A 20,121-nucleotide genomic window follows, 5' to 3' on the forward strand; every position below is an offset into this window, starting at 1 on the left:
CGGAGCGCCGCATCCTCGGCGCGGCAACGGGTTTCGCGGTAGGAGAAGGCGATGGCGACTGCGCACTATCGCGAGAGCCCGTTCCTCGCCGGGCACCACCGGCCCACTCGGATGGAGGTCGACGCCCCGGACCTGTTCGTCGAGGGGGAGTTGCCCACGGACCTGGCCGGCGTCTTCTACCGCAACGGCGCCGAACCACTCTACCCGCCGCTCGACGAGGACTATCACTGGTTCGACGGCGACGGCATGGTGTACGCCTTCTTCCTGGCCGGCGGCCGGGTGTCGATGCGCAACCGCTGGGTGCGCACCGACAAGCTGCTGCTGGAAATGCGGGCGGGCCGAAGGCTTTTCGGGGTACACGGCAATCCCGCCACCACCGACCCCCTGGCGGCGGGCACGCGCTACAACACGGCCAACACCAACATCGTCATCCACGGCGGCAAGCTGCTGGCGCTGATGGAGGGCGCGCCGCCGGTCGAATTGGACCCGCGCACCCTGGACACGCTGGGTGAGGAGCACTACGGGGGCGTGGTGACCACGACGTTCTCCGCGCATCCGAAGGTGGACCACGCCACCGGCGAACTGATCAACATCGGGGTACTCGCCCGGGCGAAGGGCGCGCAACCCGAGATTCGCTACGACATCATCGATCTCGAGGGCGTTGTGACCAGGACCGAGGTCATTCCGGTCCCGCATCAGAGCATGATGCACACCTTCTTCGTCACCGAGAACTTCGTCGTGTTCCCGGTGACTCCGCTGGATGTCAGTGTGCGACGGGCGATGTCGGGCGGGCCGATGGTGGCCTGGGATCCGGACCGGCCGACGAAGCTGGGCCTGATGCCGCGCACGGGCGGTGCGGCCGACGTGCGCTGGTTCGAGGCCGAGCCGCGGCAGATGATGCACGAGGCGAACGTCTGGGAGCAGGACGGCCGGATCGTCGCCGACGTCGCGGCGGCCGAGGGCACCGCGCTGTTTCCCGATCTGCACGGCCGCCGCCGGTCGCACGCCGAGACGCGGCAGAGCCTGCGCCGCTGGACCATCGACCCGCGGGCCGGCACGGACGTCGTGCGCGAGCAGGTCCTCAACGACCGCGACATCCAGTTCCCGCGCCCGGACGACCGCCTGATGACCAGGCGCACCGACTTCGCTTTCGCCAACAGCAATCTGCACTCGGCCGACGGCCGCGCCGACGGCATGGACTCGGTCCTGCGGGTCGATACGCGCACCGGAGCCGAGGACCTCTACCACTTCGGCGCCGGCGCCGCGGCCGGTGAATTGATCTTCGCGCCGCGCGTCGGCGGCACAACCGAACTCGACGGCTACGCCTTGACCCTGGTGCACCGGGCCGGGGCCGCCGAGACCCACCTCGAGGTCTTCGACGCGGCGGATCTGAGCGGCGGCCCGCTGGCCCGGGTGCGTATCCCGTTCCGGATCCCGAGTGGTTTCCACTGCAACTACTACAGCGTGGACAGCCCGCTGTACCGGCAGGCGATGGCATAGGGGGATGGGCCGTGCGAAATTCCGTTGACAGCGCTGCGGGTGACCGAGGCGCGCCGATGATCGTGGTCGGCAATCCGGCCGACGGCCGCGTGGTGGGCTCGGTGCCCGATCAGCCCGCCGCCGTCGTCACGGCGACGGTCGCCGACCTGCGCCGCGCGCAACCCGAATGGGCGGCCCTCGGCGTCGATGGCCGGGCGAAATGGCTGCTGGCCTGGCAGGATTGGCTGATCGACAATCAGGCGCGGCTGACCGACCTGATTCAGTCCGAGACCGGCAAGACCCGCTTCGACGCCGAGATCGAGGTGCCCGCCGCCATCGATCTCGCCAAGTACTGGGCTCGCAACGCCGCTCGCTTCCTGGCCGACGAGCGGCCCGCCCCGCACAGTCCGATCGGCCGGACCAAGCGACTCGTCACCACGTTCCGGCCCTATCCGGTGGTGGGGATCATCACGCCGTGGAACCTGCCGCTGCTCAATCCGTGTTTCGACGCGTTCGCGGCGCTGCTGGCCGGGGCGAGCGTGCTGGTGAAACCCTCCGAGGTCACCCCGCTCAGTGCGGTCGAGCTGGCCGCCGGGTGGTCGGAAATCGGTGCGCCCGAAGTCTTCTCGGTGCTGACGGGCCGGGGCGACACCGGGCGCGCGGTGGTGGACTCCGTCGATTACGTGCAGTTCACCGGATCGACGCGGACGGGCCGGGAGATCGCCGTCGCCTGCGGTCGCACCCTGACCCCGCACAGTCTGGAGCTCGGCGGCAAGGATCCGGCCATCGTGCTCGCCGACGCCGACATCGATCGCGCGGCGGCGGGCATCGCCTACGGCGGCCTGTTCAACTCCGGCCAGGTGTGCATCTCGGTGGAGCGGGTCTATGTGGAGGCGCCGGTCTACGACCGGTTCGTGGCCGGGCTGACCGAGCGGGTGCGCGCCCTGCGCCAGGGCCAGGACGGCCGGGGTTTCGACTACGACATCGGGGCGATGGCCACCGCGGCGCAGCGCGACCTGGTGACCCGACACGTCGAGCAGGCCGTCGCCGCGGGCGCGCGCGTGTTGACCGGCGGCCGGGCGACCGGTGCCGGCACGTTCTTCGAGCCGACCGTCCTCGTGGATGTGGACCACTCCATGTCCTGCGTCACCGAGGAGACGTTCGGCCCGATCATCCCGGTGATGCGGGTCGCCGACGAGGACGAAGCCGTACGCCTGGCCAATGATTCCGTCTACGGGCTGTCGGCGACGGTGTGGACCGGCGACCGCCGCCGGGGTGAACGGGTCGCGCGGCGGCTCGAGGTGGGCGCGGTCAATATCAACGACGCCTTCGCCAACCTGGTGAACTTCGCCCTGCCGATGGGCGGGTGGAAGAGCTCCGGCGTCGGCGCGCGCTGGGGCGGGGCAGCGGGCATTCGCAAGTACTGCCGTCAGCAGGCCATCACGGTGCCGCGCGGGCCGGAACTGCGCCGCGAGCCGCTCTGGTACCCGGCCTCCCGCCTGCGCTCGCGCCTGGTGACCACCCTGATGCGGGCGGTCGACGCCCGTGGTCGGCGACGCCTGCCGATTGCGCTGCGCCGCAACCACTCCGGGAAGAGATAAGCGCTGGGGGTGGGCGACCGGAACGGCCGCCCACCGCGCTTACGCGGCGTGCCGGGTGAAGTTGCCGTGGAAACTCAGCGGCAGATGGTGCCGCAGGCTGCCCACGTAGACCGGACCGGCCTCGAGGTGCTCGGCGTCCAGAATACGCAGGTGCGCCAGCGAATTCGGGCGATCCTGGGTGGCCAGGAGCAGCCAGCCGTCGTCCTCGCTCGTCGCGCCGGGGCGCGGCGTGAAGATGGCCTCGTGGGCGAAATGGCGCTCGGGCAGACGATGCAGTTCCTGCCGGCCGGAGACGCTGTCCACCTTCGCGATCGCGTTGGGGTAGTGGTGACCGTCCGCGCCGACCGCCAGATAGGTGTAGCGGTTGCGCCTGCTGGTGTACCCGAGGTTGAAGGTGGGGAAGTCACCGTGCAGATCGGAGAGGTGCTCGTGCAGGACGCGACCGGATTTGGTGATCCGCAGTCGCAGCAGGGTGCCGCCGTAGGGTTGCCCGAGCGCGGCGAGGCTGCCGTCCTGCGCGCCGGAGAGCCGCCCGTTGAGCTGCTCCCACGAGGCGTGGTAGTTGACCAGTTCGATGACGGTGTCGGTGCCGTCCTCGTAGGTGTTGCCCAGGTGCAGATGCATGAGCGGGTCGGTGTGCAGGATGCGCGGTCGCCCACCGTACCGGGGGAGCAGGGCGATCATCGTGCCGCGCTGCGCTTCGTAGTCGATGGCCTCGATGTAATTGCGCAGGCCCAGGCCCGCGGCCATCATCTTGCCGGCCGGGAAGACCAGCGGCGCGGTCGCGAACACCAGATGCTTGGGGGTCAGCCCGAAATCGTGGTTGAACATCGGGCGCGGCAACGGCACCCGGCCCAGCGTGCTCAGCTTGCCGGTGCGATCCACCCGATAGCAGACCAGCCCGGGGTTGGGCACCATCGCCAGGCCGAAGTTGTACATATCGCCGGTAGCGGTGTCCCACTTGGGATGCGCGGAGAACGCGCCGAGCCATTTGAGCGCGCCGCCGAAACGATGCACGCCACGGGTGCCCAGCGTATCGGGGTCGATCTCGGTGGGCGGCCCGCCTTCCCACAGCGCGAGCAGTTTCCCGGCGTGCATCACCACGCCGGTGTTGGCGACATTGGCCGGAAACTGCAGCGCGTTGGTGAGGACGCCGCCGGGCCGCAGGGTCCCCAGTGCCCGGTACGGCGCACCCCCGGTCGAGGTCAGCGACTTGTGATAGTGCTTGGTGCGAACGAAGCGGTTGCGGTAGCGCACGCCGCCGTCGCCGATCGCGAACTTGGAGATCATGCCGTCGCCGTCGAAGAGGTGGCCCAGGCGCTGGCCCCCGGCGTCGAGTTTGCCGGGGCCGTTGCGGTAGAGCGCGCCCCGGAGGCCGGCGGGTATCTTGCCCTCGAATTCGTCTATGTCGTAATCGTGTTCGTCGTAGAGCGGGATGTAGTCGTCGTAGACATCGGTCTGAGTCGGGCTGGTCACGGCCCCTCCTGATGGATAGTGGATCGGTCAGACGGCGGCCGCGGGCGTGACCCGCAGGGTGCAGGACAGCCCCGGCAGGTGCGGCTCGAACCGCAGCGCGATGGGCCCGGAGGCGTCGAAGACGCTCTCGCACGCGGCCTTACAGCCCATCAGGCACGAGTTCTGCTGGGCGACACCGGTGCCGGTGCAGGAATGCATCGCACACTCGGGAATCTCGTAGACCAGGGTGCCGTCGGCCTCGGTCGCCGTGCGATGGATGGGGCCGACCAGGAAGGTCGCGAAGGACACCCCGGCGTCCATGACCGCCGGTTGCAGGGCCCCGGGGATCAGCCGCGCCGCGCCGAACGCCGGCAGCAGGAACCGTAGCCAGCGCCGCAACCGCGCCGAGACGGCCCCGGCGACGAGTTCGGTCACCGCTTCCCGCGGCAGATGCTCGGCCAACGCCGTGGCCGCCCACTCCAGTTCGGTGACGAACTGGCCGTAGCGGCGGCGATAGGACCGCCCCGGCGGCTCCAGGGTGAAGCCGCGGACGCGGTGGGCGGTCAGGGCCGCCCATTCCGCCTCGACCTCGGCGCGGTCGGTGCGCACCATCCGCAGCACCGGCAGCAGCACCGCTTCGGGAATGTCGCCGACCCGGCGGAGCATGGAGCGCAGGATCAGATCGTCGCGCAGGACGGCGAGCGCGCCGGCGGCGCGGGTCGCGACCGGTGGTGTCTTCATGGGTGTACCTCTTCTCCCCGGGACCGGGTGTCACGGGATGTCGACCTGGGCGGCTTTCCACTGGCCGCCCACGTTCTGCATGGTCATGACGATGCGACTGCGATCGATCCGCGGATCGGGCATCTCGGTGTTGGACACGGTCTGGTCGACGAACAGCAGCACCACCACCTCGTCCTCGGACGCGGACCGCACCGCGGCCTGCAGCACCACCCCGTGCCCGGTGGCCTTGTGATCGATCAGCAGCTGGCGCAGCTGGGTGCTGGATTTGGTGTAGACCTCACGGAACTCGCCGGTGGAGCCGTCCAGCACCGCCTGGAAATTGCTGTCGATCGCGGCCGTGTCCACCGAGGTGAGGGTGACGGCGTAGGCGGTGGCGGCGCGCAGCGCGGCGTCCGCGGCGGCGTCGACGTCCCGGCTGCTCTGATATTTCCAGCCGAGTACGCCGGTCGACATCGTCAGGCCCAGCATCGCGAGCACCACCGCGGCCGCCAGCACGCGCCGCCGGAGCGGCGTCCGCGGCGCGGCGGCGGTCTCGGTCTCGGTGGTTTCGGTGACCACGTCGGCGTCCGCGTCGCGTTCCTGCACGGGGTTCTCGGGCATGGTTTCTCCTCGGGTCGTACTCAGTTGCCCTGCCGCTGCGGCCGCGACTCCGGCGGCATGGCCGGGCCGCCGTAGGGCAGGGGAATGGTGAAGGGGCCGATCGGCGTCGGATCGGTGCGCTCCAGCGGATCGAATCCGGCCGGGGGATGGGCGGTGTCGTCGCCGGGCGGGCGCGGTGCGTTGCGCGCGCCGCGCACCAGCAGGGCGGGGTCGTCGTTCAGGCAGTAGGTGTTGACGAAGGGCTCGGGATAGCTCGGATCGAAGGGCACGTCGCGCGGATGCGGGTAGTCACAGAAGCGGCGGAAATACAGGCTCGCCACCGCCCAGACGCCGCCGCCGTGCATGATCGAGCGCACCGCCTCGAGCAGGGAGCCGCGATCGTCGCGGAACAGCTGCTCGAGCGCGGGCACCCGCACGGCCGACAGTTGCGCGACGGTGGCGAGGTTGCCGAGCAACTGCACCATGGTCGGTGAGTTCTCGGCGACCAGCAGGTCCACGTCGCCGAGCACCTGGGGTGCGGTGTCGAGCAACGTGCGCAGGCCCGCGTCCTTCGCGCCGAGTCCGGACAGCACACCGGTGAGGTCGGCGGTGGCCGTGCGCAGGCCCGCGGCGTGCGCGCTCACCAGGCCGAGCACCGGGCGACTGGCGCGCAGCAGCGCGGTGGTCTGCGGCAGGACGCCGTCGAGGGTGGTGAACAGCAGCCGCATGCTCGACAGCAGGGTGCGCAGCCGCTCCGGACCCTGCGGGCCGACGCCCAGTTCGTCGACGAGGGCGCGCAGGTGCTCCGGCTTCGCCTGCGCGAGTACGCCGTCCGCGTTGCCGAGCACCCGCCACAGCGGGATCGGGGTGGTGGTCCGATCCTGATCGATGACGCTGCCGTCGGTGAGCAGCGGCCCGTCGGCGCCGGTGGGCTGGAAGTCCAGGTACTGCTCGCCGGCGGGGGACAGCGCCGAGACGCGGACGAGGGTGTCGGCGGGAATCCGCGCCGCGGCGTCGATCTCGATCACCGCCTGCACCCCGTGCTCGCGCAGTTCGACCGCGCGGACCCGGCCGATCGGCACGCCGCGCAGGGTGACGTCCTGGTTCGCGAGCAGACCGCCGGATTCGGTGAGCAGCACCCGGATCCGCATCTGCTCGGCGAAGGGGTCGGTGCGCAGCGCGCCGAAGATCAGATAGCTCGCCCCGATCGCGACCAGGGCGAACTGGGCCACGACCGACAGCAGCACCTTGCGGGCGACCCCGGCGCGCGCGGTCCGCACCACGCCGCCGGCCAGCAGTTCGAGCGGCCTCATCGCGGCGGCTCCGCCACCCGGGCGCCCAGCTGGGCGAGCACGAAGGTCAGCGATCCCACGAAGTTCGCCCAGTCCGCCTGATCGGGCAGCTTGAACGCGGCGTCGGCCCAGTGGCCGGGATCGTCGACCGGCCCGGCCACCACCTGCGTCAGCTCGACATCGGCGTGGGCGGCGTTGGCGCTGAAGAACTTCAGCGTCGGCGGCAGCATCCGGATCAGGTTCGCCGCGGTGACCCGCGGATCGGTGGCGGACTCGTTGAACGCCGCGGCCAGGTTGTTCAGATCCCGGATCACGCTGCGGTTGTCGGTGCCCGCGATCGCGGGGAATTTCTCCAGCTGCCGGGTGATGGCGGCCACCTGATCGGCCAGCCCCGCCAGCTGCGCGGTGTGCCCCGCGATCACGGCCAGCGCCGGGCCGGTGGCGGTGAGGATGTCGTCGAGGGCCGCCCGCCGCGCGCCCAGATCGTCGGCCAGCGCCGCGGTCTCGGTGAGCACGCCGTGCAGCGTGCCGGAGCGATCCGAGAGCGTGGCGAGCAGATCGCGGGACCGCTGGATCAGCCCGGTCAATCGCTGCCCGTCGTCGCCCATGGCGCTGCCCATGCCGTTGAGCACCTGGGTGAGGTTGCGAATGACCCCGCCGTTGACCAGCAGCGCGGTCGAGGCGAGCACCTCCTCGACGGTGGCGGCGGCGCGGGTGTCGGGCAGGGCGATGGTGTCGCCGTCGCCGAGCAGGGGCTCGGCGCCGGAGCCGCGCTCCGGGGGCCGCAGCGCCACGAACACATCGCCGAGCGGTGTGGCCGAACGCAATTCGGCGGTGGTGCCGACCGGCAGCCGCACGCTGTCGAGCACGCGCAGGGTGACCACGGCGGTGTAGTCGCGCACCCGCATCCCCTCGACTTCGCCGACGTCCGCGCCGCCGACCCGGACCTTGGCGCGGTCGGGCAGGTTCAGCGCGTTGGCGAACACGGCGGTCAGCCGGTAGCCGGGGCCGCTCACTCCCGGCGCGGGCAGCGGCAGATCCTCGAGGGTGACGGTGCAGCCGGTCAGCGGCAGCGCCGCACACAGCAGCGTCAGGACGCGGCGGCGGATCATCGGCCGGTCCTCGTCATCGCCTCGAGCACCGCCGTGATGCCGAAATCCGGTCCCATGTCCCGCAATTCGCCGGTGGCGCAGCCCAATTGGCGCAGGCCGAGAATGTTGCAGACCTCCTTGGTCATCGAGCTGTCGAAGAAGACATTGTCGAAATGCGCGCCCACGCGCAGATATCCGTTCTTCTGGTCGATGGCGTTGTAGACGTTGTCGACGGCGAGCGGGGCGAGGTCGAACACCTCCGCGAGCTCGCGCCGGTAGTCCACCAGTGCCCGGGTGAACGCGGTGCTGCTGGTCACGGTGGCGCGCAGATTGCCGCTCTGCTCGCTCAGCAGCGTATTCAACTGGGAGAGCACGGTATCGAGCCGCTGCCCGGTCGCGCCCTGGCCCACGTTCTCGGCCGCGAGCAGCGCGCTGAGCCCGGCGACCCCGCTGCCGAAGGCGGTGATCGCCTCCTCGTTGCGGGCCGCGGCCTCGGTGAGCGTGCCGAGATTGCGCACGATCGTCTCGAGGTGCTCGCGGGTCGCGGCGCCGCCGTCGGCGCCGGTGCGCAACGCCTCGGCCAGTTGCGCGAGTGCCGCTTTCAGTTCCGCGCCGCTGGACACGGCGACCCCGGAGGTCGCGGTGAGCACCTCGGCCAGCGGACCGTTGCCGGTTCCGTCGCCGCGCAGGGCGACGCCGAGTTTGTCGACCATGCCGATCACGCGGTCGAATTCGACGGGTGTGCGAGTGCGATCGAGGCCGAGCACGGCCTGGGCGGGCAGGGTCGGCCCGCCGGTGTAGGCGGGAGTGAGCTCGACGTGGCGGTCGGTGAGAATCGAGGTGCCGACCGTCACCGCGCGCACGCCCTCGGGAATCCGCACCTCGCCCCGGACGCTCAGGACGACCTCGACGTATCCGCCGCGCGCGGTGATCCGCTCGACCTGCCCCACCGGCATGCCCAGCACCGCGACGGTATTGCCCTCGTACAGGCCGACGGCATTGTCGAATTGCGCGGTGATCCGGGTCTGCTGGTCCGAACGCGCGGGAAGCAGGCCGTAACCGGCGCCGAGCACCGAGGCCGTGACGAACAGCAGCACGGCCACCAGGGCCGGATGGCGGAAGCGGCGCGGGCGTGCCGGGCCTGACGGTCGTCTCACTGGCAGTCCTCGAAATAGTGGAAGTGCTCGGGCACCGTGCCCTGGGCCGCCTGAGCGCTGATCGCGCACATCCAGGAATCGACCATCAGGCCGCCGGGCAGCAGGAAATCCAGGAACGGGCCGGAGCCGGTGGCGTTGGCGATGTTGCGCAGTGCGATCGGCATGACCTGAAAGGTGTTGCGCAGCAAGTCGTCGTGGTCGCCGAGCATGGCGGTCAGGGCGCGGATGTCGGTGAGCATCCGGTCGATGTCGCCGCGGTTGACCCGCAGCGTGGATTCGGCCGTGCGCACCAGGGTCGTGGCCGCGTCGAGCAGTCGCACGACGGCGTCGCGGCGGGCCAGGATCTCGCGCAACAGGGTGCCGCCCTCGGTGATCAGCAGGCCGATGTCGGTGTGCTGACCCTCGAGAATGGTGGTCAGGCGCGCGGTATCGCGCAGCAGTGCCCCGATCTGGTCGCGGCGATCGGCGATCACCCGCGACAGCGCACGCACATTGCCCAGCGCGTCGGGCAGCACCGCGGGTACGTCCTGCAACTGTGCGGCCAGAGCCTGCATGGACCGCGCGAACTGCTCGGCGTCGACCTGTTCGAAGGTGCTGGTCGAATCCTGCAGCACCTGCTGCAGATCATAAGGAACGCTGGTGTGCCGCAACGGGATCCGGCGGTCGGCCAGGCCCGCGAGCCCGGCCGGCCGCAGCACGACCTCCCGCGCGCCGAGCACGGAGGTGAGGGTGATGGCCGCGGTCGTGTCCGCGCCCAGGAACACCTCGCGATCGATCTTCATCGTCAGCACCACCCGATCGCCGTCCAGTGCGGTATCGGCCACCGTGCCGACCGGGATTCCGGCCACGGTGACCTGGTCCCCGCCCCGGATGCCCGCGGCCTGGCGGAACTCGGCCGCGATCTCGGTCTGCCCGAGGTGCAGCTGGGTGATCGCGGTCGTCGCCGCGACGAGCGCGGCGGTGACGAGGATCGCGAGCGCGCCCAGCCAGGCCGGGTCGCGCGTCTGGAGGTCGCCGAAGATGTTCTCGCTCATGGGTCCTCACCTGCACTGCGCCGAGTACCGGCGCTGCCCGCCCGGGGTGGCGCTGTCGATGATCGCCGGGATGACGGGTGCCACGAAGTCGGCGATCGTGATGTTGAAGTCGCACGCCTGGGCGCTCATGGCCGTGCTGTCGCCGGTGACCCGGGCCAGGCCCTTGAACACCGCCGGGATGTTCGCTCCCAGCGTGGCGACCGCGTCCGGGTTCGCCACGATCGTGGACAGGAAGCCCGGCCGGCGACCGAGCAGGGCGTTCAGGTCCGGCTCGACCGCGGACATGATGGCCGAGAGCCGCTGTACGACAACGGAAATAGAGCCGACCGAGGCGACCAGGCCGGTGCGGTGCTGCTCGATCCCGGCGACGACGGCCCGAACCTGGGTGAGCGTCGTCTCCAGCCGGCCGCCCTGGGCCGCCAGGGTCCGGGTCACCTCGCTCAGGCCGGTGAGCACCCGGCCGAGCACCTCGTCCGGTCCGGCCAGAGTTGCTGCCAGCCGGGAGGTTTCGACGACGAGGGTGGCGACGGCGGCGGTGTCGCCCTGCAACGCCTTGATCAGCGCGTTGGACATGTTGCCGCGGTTGTCCGGGTCCAGCAGGGTGAACAGCGGCTCGAATCCGTTGAGCAGCGCGGTCACGTCGAACGACGGTTCGGTGCGCTCGAGCGGGATCTCGCTGCCGCCGGGCAGTCGCTCGGGCCGGCCGTACCGGCCCAGTGCCAGGCCGAGATAGCGCTGCCCGACCAGGTTCTGGTACACGACCGACGCCTTGGTGTCGCCGTAGATCGGTTGGTCGCGCTGCACCCGGAACCGCACGCGCGCCAGCGCGCCGTCCAGTTCGACGGCGTCCACCCGGCCCACCCGGACCCCGGCCATCCGCACGTCCGATCCGGCCCGCAGGCCCGAGATATCGGTGAAGACGGCGCTGTAGCTGTTGGTGGGCCCGGCCACGTCACGGCGCAGCGTCACCAGGATCGTCCAGGTGAGCGTCAGGCAGACGGCGAGAAAGCCGCTCAGCCACAGCAGTTGGCGGCGATGTGCGGTCATCGCGGGACCGCCTGGTCCGGACGCGGCGCGAACCACGGTGCGGGCGGCGGATTTCCGAGCGGGCCGAGCAGGATCTGCTCGGCCGGGTTGGTCGCGGCCGGCGCCGCCACCGTGCCCGGCGGCGGCTGATAGCCGCGCATATCCGGGATGCCGCTGGATTCGGGAATCGGGGTGCTCTCCGGCGCGGTCTCGCAACTCGGCCCGCGCAGCGGGCCGTAGACCGGGCAGTCCGACCGGGTGTAGAGCCGCAACGGGGTCAGCGACACCACGAGCTTGAAGGTGAAGGCCTGTTTGCTGCCGGTGCGCGTCCACAGCTCCTGGAAGAAGGTGTCGACCGTACTGCTGAGCCGCACCATCAGCGCCGGATACACGGTGTGGTTGTCGGCCAGGACACCGATCACCGGAGTGAAATCGGTGGTGATGCCCACGAGTTGATCGATGTGGTTGTCGACCGCCGTGCCCAGCGTGCCGAGGGTGCCCTGCGCGCCGGTGAGCAGCGCCGTGAGCTGGGCTTGCCGCTCGGTGACCGTGCGCATGGGCGCTACCGCGGCGTGTAGCGCGTCCACCAGGTCCGGCGCCGTGCCGCGCAGTGCTCCGATCGCGGACTCCCAGGTTCGCAGGGTGGCCGGGCCGGTGTCCTCGACGCCGAACGCGTTCAGCTCCGCGGTGATCCGGTTGAGTCCGTCGACGGCCGCGGCCAGCGTCGGCCCCTGGTCCCGGGTGGCGTCGGAGAGGGTGCGGATGAGGCCGAGGGTCTGCGCCGATTCCGGCCGGGCGACCGTGGCGAGCAGTTCCCGGACCTTGGCCAGCGTCGTCTGGAACAGCTGGGTGGGCTGGGAACGGTCCTCGGCGATCCGCGCCCCGGTGCGCAGGGGCGGCGCGGCCCCGTTGTCGACCAGTTGCACCGAGGACACCGCGAACGCGTTGCTGGGCACGATGCGCGCCGTCACGGTCTCCGGAATACCCTGTGCGTGTTCGGGTTCGAGATCGATGCGCACGATGTTCGCCCGGCCCGGTCCGGCCGGGATGAGGTCGCGTACCAGTCCCACCAGGACACCGCGGAACTTCACGTCGGATTTGGCGGGCAGGCCGTCACCGACCGAGGACAGCACCGCGGTGACCTGGACGCGGTCGTCCCAGCGGCCCTGTGACTCGGCCACCAGCAACCAGGCGACGACCACGCACACCAGCAGGAAGGCCGTGCCGGTGAGTCCCAGGACAGTCGAGGACGGGCCGCGCCCGTCGAGTTCGAAATCGTTCGCCACAGTTCAACCCCCGAGCCTGCCACCGGCGTCTATTCCCCAGAACGCCATGGTCAGGAGCATGTTCAGAATGGTCATGATGGTGATGCCGGCGCGCATCGCCCGCCCGGCCGCGATGCCCACGCCACGCGGCCCGCCGCCGGCGTAGAAGCCGTAATAGCACTGGATGGTGGCCATGATCGCGACGAAGATCGTCACCTTGAGCACCGCCAGGAGCATGTCGTGGCCGCTGAGCATCAGCTGGAAGTAGTGCAGGTAGCTGCCCGCGGGCTGGCCGCTGGAGAATCCGACCACGAGCTGGCACACCAGGAAGTTCAGCGCCAGGCACAGGACGAACAGCGGCACCACCGCCAGCGTGGAGGCCAGCACCCGGGTCGTCACCAGGTAGGGGATCGGCCGGATCGCGATCGACTCCAGCGCGTCGATCTCCTCGGCGATCCGCATCGCGCCCAGCTGCGCGGTGAACCGGCAGCCCGCCTGGATGCCGAAGGCCAGCGCCGCCATCAGGGGCGCGAGTTCGCGGACCGCCGCCAGCGCCGTGATCAGTCCGGTGGCCGGGCCGAGGCCGAGCAGGCTGAGCGCGTTGTAGCCCTCCAGCCCGACCACCGCGCCCGCCGCCGCCCCCACGATCAGCACGACGCCGGCGGTGCCGCCGCCGACGACGATCGAGCCGTTGCCCCAGGTGACGTCGGACTGCAGTTGCAGGAACTCGCGGCGATACCGGGTCACCGCCCAGGGCAGCCCGGCCAGGGTGCGGAAGAAGAAGGCCACCATGTGGCCGGTCCGGAACAGCTGGTAGGTCAGCGGCCGGGCCGCCGCGACCAGCTGCCGCGTTCCGGGTGGGTGATAGGTGGCCGCCATCTCAGAAGCTCGCTTTGGGGAACAGGATCAGATACATCTGGGTGAACAGCACGTTCACCACCATCAGCAGCAGAATCGACTGCACCACAGCGGCATTGACTGCGTTGGCCACCCCGGCCGCGCCGTGCCTGGTGTCCAATCCCTTGTAACAGGACACGACGGCGACGATCACGCCGAAAACGACCGCTTTGATCAGCGTCAGCACCATGTCCGCGACGGTCGCGAACGAGGAGAAGGTGGCGGTGTAGCTGCCCGGCGTGCCGCCCTGCAGCGTCACGGTGAACGCGTAACCGGCGAGGAAGCCGATGAAACAGGTGAAGCCGGTCAGCGACACCGCGACCACCACCGCCGCCGCCAGCCGCGGCACCACCAGCCTGCGGATCACCGAGACGCCCATCACCTCCATCGCGGCCGTTTCCTCGCGGATGGCACGCGAACCGAGATCGGCGCTGATCGCCGAACCGACCGCCGCCGCCATGAGAATGGCGGCCACCAGCGGCGCGCCCTGCCGGATGGTGGCCAGGCCGTTGGCCGCGCCCGCCATCGAGGTCGCACCCAATTGACTTGCCAACAGGCCGAATTGGATCGAGAGCGTGACGCTGATCGGCACCGAGACGAACAGGGTCGGCACCACCGCCGTGCGGGCCATGAAGGTCGCCTGCTCGACGAACTCCCCGAAGGGGAAGCGGCGGCGCGCGAGATCGGTGCCCAGGTAGCGAAAGGCCCGCAGGCCCAGCAGGATCTGGCCGCCGACGGTGCGCAGCGCGGCCAGCGGATGCCGGTCTGCATAGCCGCGCGACCAGGCGATCACCGCCGCGGCGGCCGGGCTCGGCAGGGGAGAGGGGCCGGTGCCGCCGGCCCTCACTCGGCGCCGCCCTCGCTGAAAGTCAGGGACAGCCGGTGCAATCCGCGCAGCATGAAGCTGGGGTCGTAGGCGAAGTCGTTGTCCGGGTCCAGGCGCAGCGCCGGGAACCGGGCGGCGAGCGCCTCGAGCGCGACGCGGCTTTCCAGCCGGGCCAGCGGTGCGCCCAGGCACGCGTGGATGCCCGCGCCGAAGGCGATGTGCGCCTTGGCGTTACCGCGATCGGGATCGAACTCGTCCGGGCGGGTGAAGGTCTCCTCGTCCCGGTTGGCCGAGCCGAACACCAGCACCACCAGCTGCCCGGCGGGAATGGTGTAGTCGCCCAGCTTCGCCTCGGCCTTGGTGATCCGGAACATCGACTGCACCGGTGTCAGCAGCCGCAGGCCCTCCTCGATCAGGTCGGCGGAGCGCGCGGGATCCGCGCGCAGCTGCGCCCAGTACTCGGGTGCCCGGGCGAGTTCGTGCAGGACCCCGGAGATGAGCTTGGTCGAGGTCTCGTTCCCCGCGATGAGCAGTTGCACGATGATGTTGAGAATCGCTCCGGTGTCGAGCGGTTCGTCGGCGTCGTCCATGCGATGCGCGGTGACCAGCCCGCTCAGCAGGTCCGCGCGCGGGTCGGCGCGCCGGTCGTCGAGCTGGGCGGCGAAGTACTTCTGGAACTCGACCATATTGCGGGCCTGCTCGAGCAGGCCGGCGTCGTCGAGCTGGCCGCCGACGGTGGCGGTGAACTGGTCGGACCAGCGTTTGAAGTCGTCGATGCGGTCGTCGGGGACGTTGAGGACCCGGGCGATCACCCGCAGCGGCAGCGGTGCGGCGAACCCGCGCACCACCTCGAACGGCTCCCCGTCGGGCACGGCGGCCACCAATTCCGCTGCGATGGCGCGGATCTCGGGCTCGAGCTGGGCGATGAAGCGTGGTGTGAAGGCTTTGGCCAGCATGCGACGGTAGTAGTGATGCTCGGGCGGGTCCGCGGTGAGCAGCGTGGGCACCGGCGGCCAGCCCTCGGCCTGGATCTGCTCGACCTCGGCCTTGATGGAATCCGGAATCGGCATCTGCGGCAACCCGAATGCCGAGGAGAAGGTGGCGTGGTCGGCCAGCGCCTTGGCGACCAGGTCGCGCGAGGTGACGAACCACATCCCGCGACTCGGCACGAAATGCACCGGCGCCGCCGCGCGCAGGGCGCGGTGCCAGGGGTGCGGGCATTGCAGCGTCTGCGGGTCCAGGGGGTCGAATTCGCCGATGGAGAGCGACGGGCTCGCGGTCAAGGCGGCCTCCAAAAATGTTGTCACCCAGTGTGATTCGGGTGCAGTGAGCCGATCGGCTCGTGCTTGACTAATTAGTCCATCAATATAATAGTGATACAGGTCATACGCAAGGACGGGTCGGCGACCCGGGATCGGAGGTTGGCGTGAAAGCTCTGGTGACAGGTGCCGGCAACGGCATTGGCCGGGCGATCGCGCAGCGGCTCGCGGCCGGCGGCGCGCAGGTGCTCGCGGTGGACATCGACGCCGAGGCCGCCGCGAAGACCGCGCACGACATCGGCGGCCTCGGTCTGGAATGCGATGTCGCGCAGCCGGAGTCGGTCCAGGCGCTGGCGTCCGCGGTGGACGCGCTCGACGTGGTCGTGAACAACGCGGGCATCTGGCGCTCCCGCACCCTCGACGACAGCACGCTCGCCGAGATGGACGAGGTGTTGCGCACCAACGTGATCGGCAGTTGGCTCGTCACCCGGGCGCTGCTCGCCAAGTTCCCCGCCACCGGCGGCGCGGTGGTCAATCTGACCTCGGTCCTGGCCGAGACCGGCGGCGCCGGACGAGGCGCCTACCCCGCCTCCAAGGCCGCCCTCGTCGCCCTCACCAAGCAGATGGCCGCGGAATACGCCGCGCGGGGCGTCCGGGTGAACGCGGTCGGCCCGGGCCTGGTGCTGACCGAGGGCACCCGCGCCGAGTTCGGCGATCCCGGCCTGGGTGCGGCCATCGGCGCGGCCATGCCGCTGGGGCGGCTCGGCACACCCGACGACATCGCCGCGGCGGTGGAGTTCCTCGTCTCGCCCGGCGCGAGCTATGTCACCGGGCAGACCCTGTTCGTCGACGGCGGCTGGTCGATCAACGGATCGGCGTTCATCGCCATGTCCGCGCAGCGCTACGTCGAGCAGCTGACCGCGTCGTAAGCGCCGGTCCGGCACTGTGATTCGCAAGATCAGGAGAACACTCATGACCGATCTCGAGACACCCGGGGCCGTCGCGCCGGGGCAGGCGCGCTCGGCGGGACCCTCGGTACAGGATCTGCTGGCCACCGATACCCGGGCGGTGCCCCCGCCCCTGCTGGAGGAGTCCTACGAATTCCTGGGCGCACAGGACATCGACGTCCAGCGCTATCTCAGCCCCGACTTCCATCGGCGCGAAGTGGAGCGGGTCTGGAAGCGGACCTGGCAGCCGGCCTGCCGGGTGGAGGACATCCCCGAGCCCGGGGACTACGTCGTCTACGACATCGCCGACCTGTCGCTGGTGGTCGTGCGCACCGAGGCCGGCGAGATCCGCGCCTACCACAACGCCTGCCTGCACCGCGGCACCCGCCTGTGCGACGCGGCCGGCCAGGCCGCGCAATTGCGCTGTCCCTTCCACGGTTTCACCTGGAATCTGGACGGCGCGCTCACCGATGTGCCGGGGCGCTGGGATTTCCCGCACGTCGACGACGCGAAATTCGCGCTGCCGCAGGCGCGCACCGGCGTCTGGGCCGGATTCGTCTTCGTCAATCCCGACCCCGACGCCGTGCCGCTGGACACCTACCTCGGCGAGGTGGACAAGCACCTGTCGCCGTTCCGGCTCCAGGACCGGTTCAAAGCCGTGCACGTGGCCAAGGTGGTGGATTGCAACTGGAAGGTGGCGCTCGAAGCTTTCATCGAGTCCTACCACGTCGTGGCGACACATCCGCAGCTGCTGGACTACCTGGGCGACAGCAACACTCAATACGACATCTACACCCGCGACGACGGGCTGCCCGGCTTCAATCGCATGATCACACCGCAGGCCGTCAGCAGCCCGAACCTCGGCGATCAGCTCGAGCCGCAGGATGTCCTGGAGGCGATGTTCCGCGATTTCTATCCGGAGGGCATCGGCCATTTCCAGGTGCCCGAGGGGGAGTCGGCCCGGGCGACGGTGGCGGGCGCGCTGCGCCGGCGACTGGAGCAGGCCAGCGGCGCGGATCTGAGCGGCACCAGCGATTCCGAGATCGTCGACGCCATCGAGTATTTCGTGTTTCCGAACTTCGTGCCGTGGGGCGGCGTCGGCGCACCGCTGACCTATCGTTTCCGGCCCTACGGCAACGATCCGGATCGGTGCGTCTTCGACATCATGATGCTCTACCCGTTCCCGGCGGGCGTCCCCAAGCCCAAGGCGCCGCCGATCCACTGGCTCGGGCCGGACGAGGATTTCGGCGCCGCACCCGAATTGGGCGCGCTCGCCGCCGTCTACAACCAGGATCTGGCGAACCTGCCGCGCGTGCAGCGCGGACTCAAGGCGATGACGAAACCCGGTGTCACCCTGGCCAACTACCAGGAGGTGCGGATCCGGCAGTTCCATCGCGATCTCGACGCCCAGCTGGATTCCGGAGAGTGAGGTCGGTCGTGGATGACGCCAACGTGGGCCCCGGCCCGGAAACGCTGCTCGAGGTGTTCACCCTCGCCACCCGGATCAAGAAGTGCGACGAGAAGTTTCGCGCGCTGGTCCTGGCCGGTCAGGTGAGCGCGCAGTATTACTCCCCGCGCGGCCAGGAGATCGTCGCCGCCTCGATCGGGGCCCTGTTGCGCCGGGACGACCAGGTGGTGACGACCTATCGCGGCCTGCACGACCAGATCGCCAAAGGGGTTCCGCTGCGCGGACTCTGGGCCGAGTTCTTCGGGAAGGCCACCGGGGTGTGCAAGGGCAAGGGCGGGCCGATGCACATCACCCACCCCGAGTCCGGGCTGATGGTCACCACCGGCGTCGTCGGCAGCGGGCTGCCGATCGGGGCGGGCTTGGCGCTGGCGGCGCAATTGCGCGGCACCGATCAGGTGACCGTGGTCAATTTCGGTGACGGCGCGAGCAATATCGGCGCGTTCCACGAAGCCTGCAACCTGGCCGGCCTGTGGCGGCTGCCGGTGGTGTTCTGCTGTCACAACAACCTCTACGCCGAGCACACCTCGTTCGCCGACGGAACCAGCGTCGCGCGCATCGCGGATCGGGCGGCCTCCTACAACTTCCCCGGCGTCCGGGTCGACGGCAACGACCCGGTAGCGATGCAGCGGGTCGCGGCCGAGGCGATCGCCCGGGCGCGGGCGGGCGAGGGGCCGACCCTGATCGAGGCCATGACGTTCCGCTTCTACGGGCATCAGATGTCGGATCAGAACGAATACATGAAGCCGGGTGAGCTCGACGCCGCGCGAGCCGCCGACCCGGTGGTGGCGATGCGGGGGTGGTTGACGAGTCAGGGCATCGCCGACGAGGCGCGGCTCGCCGAGATCGAGGCCGAGATCGACGCGGCCGTGGCCGACGCGTACCGGTTCGCGAACGAGAGTCCCGTAGCCGACCTCGCCGAGGCCGGCACCGATGTCTACCAGGAGGTGCCGGCATGAGCGAGGCGACCGAGCAGAAGACCGCCGCGGCGACGCTGGAAACCCAGCCCATGCTGGGCTTCCAAGCGCTGGGCAGCGCGCTCGACGACGCGCTGGCGCGCGATCCCGAGGTGTTCCTGCTGGGCGAGGACATCGCCGATCCGAGCGGCGGGGTCTTCAAGGTCACCGCGGGGCTGTCCAGCAGATACGGCGCGCACCGGGTGCGGGCCACGCCGATCAGCGAGCAGGCGATCATGGGCGCGGCGGTCGGCGCGGCGGTGGCCGGGATGCGGCCGGTCGCGGAGATCATGCTGATGGACTTCCTCGCCGTGTGCCTGGACCAGCTGGCCAATCACGCCGCCAAACTCCGGTACATGTCCGGCGGACAGACCGGCGTGCCGCTCACGGTGCGCTGCGCGGCGGGCGCGGGCATGCAGTTCGGCGCCCAGCATTCGGAGATGCTCGAGGCGTGGCTCACCCACATCCCGGGTCTCAAGGTGGTGGTGCCGAGCAATCCCGCCGACGCCAAGGGACTGCTGACCGCCTGCATCCTCGATCCGGATCCGTGCGTGGTGGTGGAGCAGAGCCTGCTGTATTTCGCTCCGCCGCAACCGGTTCCGGTCGGGCACCACGTGGTTCCGCTGGGGGTCGCGGCGACGCCGCGGCCGGGTCGCGACCTCACCCTGATCTCCTACGGCCGACAGGTGCACGACGCGCTGGCCGCGGCTGAGATCCTGGCCGGTGACGGCATCGAGGCCGAGGTCATCGATCTGCGCTCGCTGGTGCCGCTGGACGAGCGCGCGGTGCTGGAGTCGGTGGCGCGGACCCGGCACGCGGTGGTCGTGCACGAGGCGGTGCGCCGCAACGGGTTCGGCGCGGAACTCGCGGCCCTGATCACCGAGCGGCTCTTCGACACCCTGGGCGCTCCGGTGGGCCGGGTGGCCGGAGCCGACACTCCGATCCCGTACGCCAAACCGCTCGAGGACGCGTTCCTGCCGCAGCCCGCGGCGATCGTGGCCGCGGCGCACGCCGCCCTGGCTCGCTCGCGGGCGCGCACGGCGAGCTGAGG

18 protein-coding genes are annotated in these 20,121 nt (G+C 70.3%); 6 read left to right on the forward strand and 12 right to left on the reverse strand.

Annotation, left to right across the window (positions count from 1 at the left end; genetic code table 11):
• Positions 1 to 51 precede the first annotated feature (51 nt).
• Together AB0I43_RS17570 and AB0I43_RS17575 are read left to right on the forward strand one after the other, a co-directional pair.
• Positions 52 to 1,500, forward strand: coding sequence for a carotenoid oxygenase family protein (locus tag AB0I43_RS17570; RefSeq protein ID WP_356979131.1), 1,449 nt, complete (start codon positions 52 to 54; stop codon positions 1,498 to 1,500).
• Between the two features lie 56 nt (positions 1,501 to 1,556).
• On the forward strand, positions 1,557 to 3,080 hold the full coding sequence (locus AB0I43_RS17575; RefSeq protein WP_356979378.1) for an aldehyde dehydrogenase family protein: 1,524 nt from the start codon (positions 1,557 to 1,559) through the stop codon (positions 3,078 to 3,080).
• A gap of 39 nt (positions 3,081 to 3,119) precedes the next feature.
• On the opposite strand, the gene AB0I43_RS17580 is transcribed toward AB0I43_RS17575, so the two are convergent.
• From AB0I43_RS17580 to AB0I43_RS17635, 12 genes are all read right to left on the reverse strand, one after another.
• On the reverse strand, positions 3,120 to 4,556 hold the full coding sequence (locus AB0I43_RS17580) for a carotenoid oxygenase family protein (RefSeq protein WP_356979132.1): 1,437 nt from the start codon (positions 4,554 to 4,556) through the stop codon (positions 3,120 to 3,122).
• 27 nt (positions 4,557 to 4,583) lie between these two features.
• Complete coding sequence (locus tag AB0I43_RS17585) at positions 4,584 to 5,276, reverse strand: hypothetical protein (protein ID WP_356979133.1); 693 nt, start codon at positions 5,274 to 5,276, stop codon at positions 4,584 to 4,586.
• A gap of 30 nt (positions 5,277 to 5,306) precedes the next feature.
• Positions 5,307 to 5,876, reverse strand: coding sequence for an Mce protein (locus AB0I43_RS17590; RefSeq protein WP_356979134.1), 570 nt, complete (start codon positions 5,874 to 5,876; stop codon positions 5,307 to 5,309).
• Positions 5,877 to 5,896: 20 nt separating this feature from the next.
• On the reverse strand, positions 5,897 to 7,168 hold the full coding sequence (locus tag AB0I43_RS17595) for an MlaD family protein (protein ID WP_356979136.1): 1,272 nt from the start codon (positions 7,166 to 7,168) through the stop codon (positions 5,897 to 5,899).
• Complete coding sequence (locus AB0I43_RS17600) at positions 7,165 to 8,259, reverse strand: MlaD family protein (protein WP_356979138.1); 1,095 nt, start codon at positions 8,257 to 8,259, stop codon at positions 7,165 to 7,167. Before AB0I43_RS17600 ends, AB0I43_RS17595 begins: the two co-directional genes overlap by 4 nt.
• Positions 8,256 to 9,395, reverse strand: coding sequence for an MlaD family protein (locus tag AB0I43_RS17605; RefSeq protein WP_356979140.1), 1,140 nt, complete (start codon positions 9,393 to 9,395; stop codon positions 8,256 to 8,258). Before AB0I43_RS17605 ends, AB0I43_RS17600 begins: the two co-directional genes overlap by 4 nt.
• On the reverse strand, positions 9,392 to 10,429 hold the full coding sequence (locus AB0I43_RS17610; protein ID WP_356979142.1) for an MCE family protein: 1,038 nt from the start codon (positions 10,427 to 10,429) through the stop codon (positions 9,392 to 9,394). The genes AB0I43_RS17605 and AB0I43_RS17610 overlap by 4 nt, the downstream gene beginning before the upstream one ends.
• Before the next feature lie 6 nt (positions 10,430 to 10,435).
• The gene (locus AB0I43_RS17615; protein ID WP_356979143.1) at positions 10,436 to 11,476 is read right to left on the reverse strand and encodes an MlaD family protein; all 1,041 of its coding nucleotides are present in this window, start codon (positions 11,474 to 11,476) and stop codon (positions 10,436 to 10,438) included.
• Positions 11,473 to 12,741 (reverse strand): MCE family protein, encoded by a 1,269-nt coding sequence (locus tag AB0I43_RS17620; RefSeq protein WP_357432448.1) that lies wholly within the window; start codon positions 12,739 to 12,741, stop codon positions 11,473 to 11,475. Before AB0I43_RS17620 ends, AB0I43_RS17615 begins: the two co-directional genes overlap by 4 nt.
• Before the next feature lie 3 nt (positions 12,742 to 12,744).
• Entirely contained in the window at positions 12,745 to 13,512 is a 768-nt protein-coding gene (locus AB0I43_RS17625) for an ABC transporter permease (protein WP_356979380.1), read from the reverse strand.
• A gap of 88 nt (positions 13,513 to 13,600) precedes the next feature.
• Positions 13,601 to 14,434 (reverse strand): ABC transporter permease, encoded by an 834-nt coding sequence (locus AB0I43_RS17630; protein ID WP_356979382.1) that lies wholly within the window; start codon positions 14,432 to 14,434, stop codon positions 13,601 to 13,603.
• 26 nt (positions 14,435 to 14,460) lie between these two features.
• Positions 14,461 to 15,726 (reverse strand): cytochrome P450, encoded by a 1,266-nt coding sequence (locus tag AB0I43_RS17635; protein WP_356979147.1) that lies wholly within the window; start codon positions 15,724 to 15,726, stop codon positions 14,461 to 14,463.
• A gap of 143 nt (positions 15,727 to 15,869) precedes the next feature.
• Here AB0I43_RS17635 and AB0I43_RS17640 point away from each other — a divergent pair, with 143 nt between their 5' ends.
• From AB0I43_RS17640 to AB0I43_RS17655, 4 genes are read left to right on the forward strand one after another with little or no spacing between them, the layout of a single operon-like run.
• Complete coding sequence (locus AB0I43_RS17640) at positions 15,870 to 16,631, forward strand: SDR family NAD(P)-dependent oxidoreductase (RefSeq protein WP_356979149.1); 762 nt, start codon at positions 15,870 to 15,872, stop codon at positions 16,629 to 16,631.
• 43 nt (positions 16,632 to 16,674) lie between these two features.
• Positions 16,675 to 18,078: an aromatic ring-hydroxylating dioxygenase subunit alpha gene (locus AB0I43_RS17645; protein ID WP_356979151.1), complete on the forward strand. Its 1,404-nt coding sequence runs from the start codon at positions 16,675 to 16,677 to the stop codon at positions 18,076 to 18,078.
• A gap of 8 nt (positions 18,079 to 18,086) precedes the next feature.
• The gene (locus AB0I43_RS17650; protein ID WP_356979153.1) at positions 18,087 to 19,073 is read left to right on the forward strand and encodes a thiamine pyrophosphate-dependent dehydrogenase E1 component subunit alpha; all 987 of its coding nucleotides are present in this window, start codon (positions 18,087 to 18,089) and stop codon (positions 19,071 to 19,073) included.
• On the forward strand, positions 19,070 to 20,119 hold the full coding sequence (locus AB0I43_RS17655) for an alpha-ketoacid dehydrogenase subunit beta (protein ID WP_356979155.1): 1,050 nt from the start codon (positions 19,070 to 19,072) through the stop codon (positions 20,117 to 20,119). Before AB0I43_RS17650 ends, AB0I43_RS17655 begins: the two co-directional genes overlap by 4 nt.
• The last annotated feature ends 2 nt before the right edge of the window (positions 20,120 to 20,121 follow it).

It is taken from the genome of Nocardia sp. NPDC050435 (genome assembly GCF_040655395.1).
Classification (GTDB): domain Bacteria; phylum Actinomycetota; class Actinomycetes; order Mycobacteriales; family Mycobacteriaceae; genus Nocardia.

Excerpts from the sequence above, each read along its gene's own strand:
- AB0I43_RS17570 (WP_356979131.1), top strand. The coding sequence starts at position 52 with ATGGCGACTGCGCACTATCGCGAGAGCCCGTTCCTCGCCGGGCACCAC.
- AB0I43_RS17575 (WP_356979378.1), top strand. The coding sequence starts at position 1,557 with ATGATCGTGGTCGGCAATCCGGCCGACGGCCGCGTGGTGGGCTCGGTG.
- AB0I43_RS17585 (WP_356979133.1), bottom strand. The coding sequence starts at position 5,276 with ATGAAGACACCACCGGTCGCGACCCGCGCCGCCGGCGCGCTCGCCGTC.
- AB0I43_RS17590 (WP_356979134.1), bottom strand. The coding sequence starts at position 5,876 with ATGCCCGAGAACCCCGTGCAGGAACGCGACGCGGACGCCGACGTGGTC.
- AB0I43_RS17595 (WP_356979136.1), bottom strand. The coding sequence starts at position 7,168 with ATGAGGCCGCTCGAACTGCTGGCCGGCGGCGTGGTGCGGACCGCGCGC.
- AB0I43_RS17600 (WP_356979138.1), bottom strand. The coding sequence starts at position 8,259 with ATGATCCGCCGCCGCGTCCTGACGCTGCTGTGTGCGGCGCTGCCGCTG.
- AB0I43_RS17610 (WP_356979142.1), bottom strand. The coding sequence starts at position 10,429 with ATGAGCGAGAACATCTTCGGCGACCTCCAGACGCGCGACCCGGCCTGG.
- AB0I43_RS17615 (WP_356979143.1), bottom strand. The coding sequence starts at position 11,476 with ATGACCGCACATCGCCGCCAACTGCTGTGGCTGAGCGGCTTTCTCGCC.
- AB0I43_RS17625 (WP_356979380.1), bottom strand. The coding sequence starts at position 13,512 with ATGGTGGCCTTCTTCTTCCGCACCCTGGCCGGGCTGCCCTGGGCGGTG.
- AB0I43_RS17645 (WP_356979151.1), top strand. The coding sequence starts at position 16,675 with ATGACCGATCTCGAGACACCCGGGGCCGTCGCGCCGGGGCAGGCGCGC.
- AB0I43_RS17655 (WP_356979155.1), top strand. The coding sequence starts at position 19,070 with ATGAGCGAGGCGACCGAGCAGAAGACCGCCGCGGCGACGCTGGAAACC.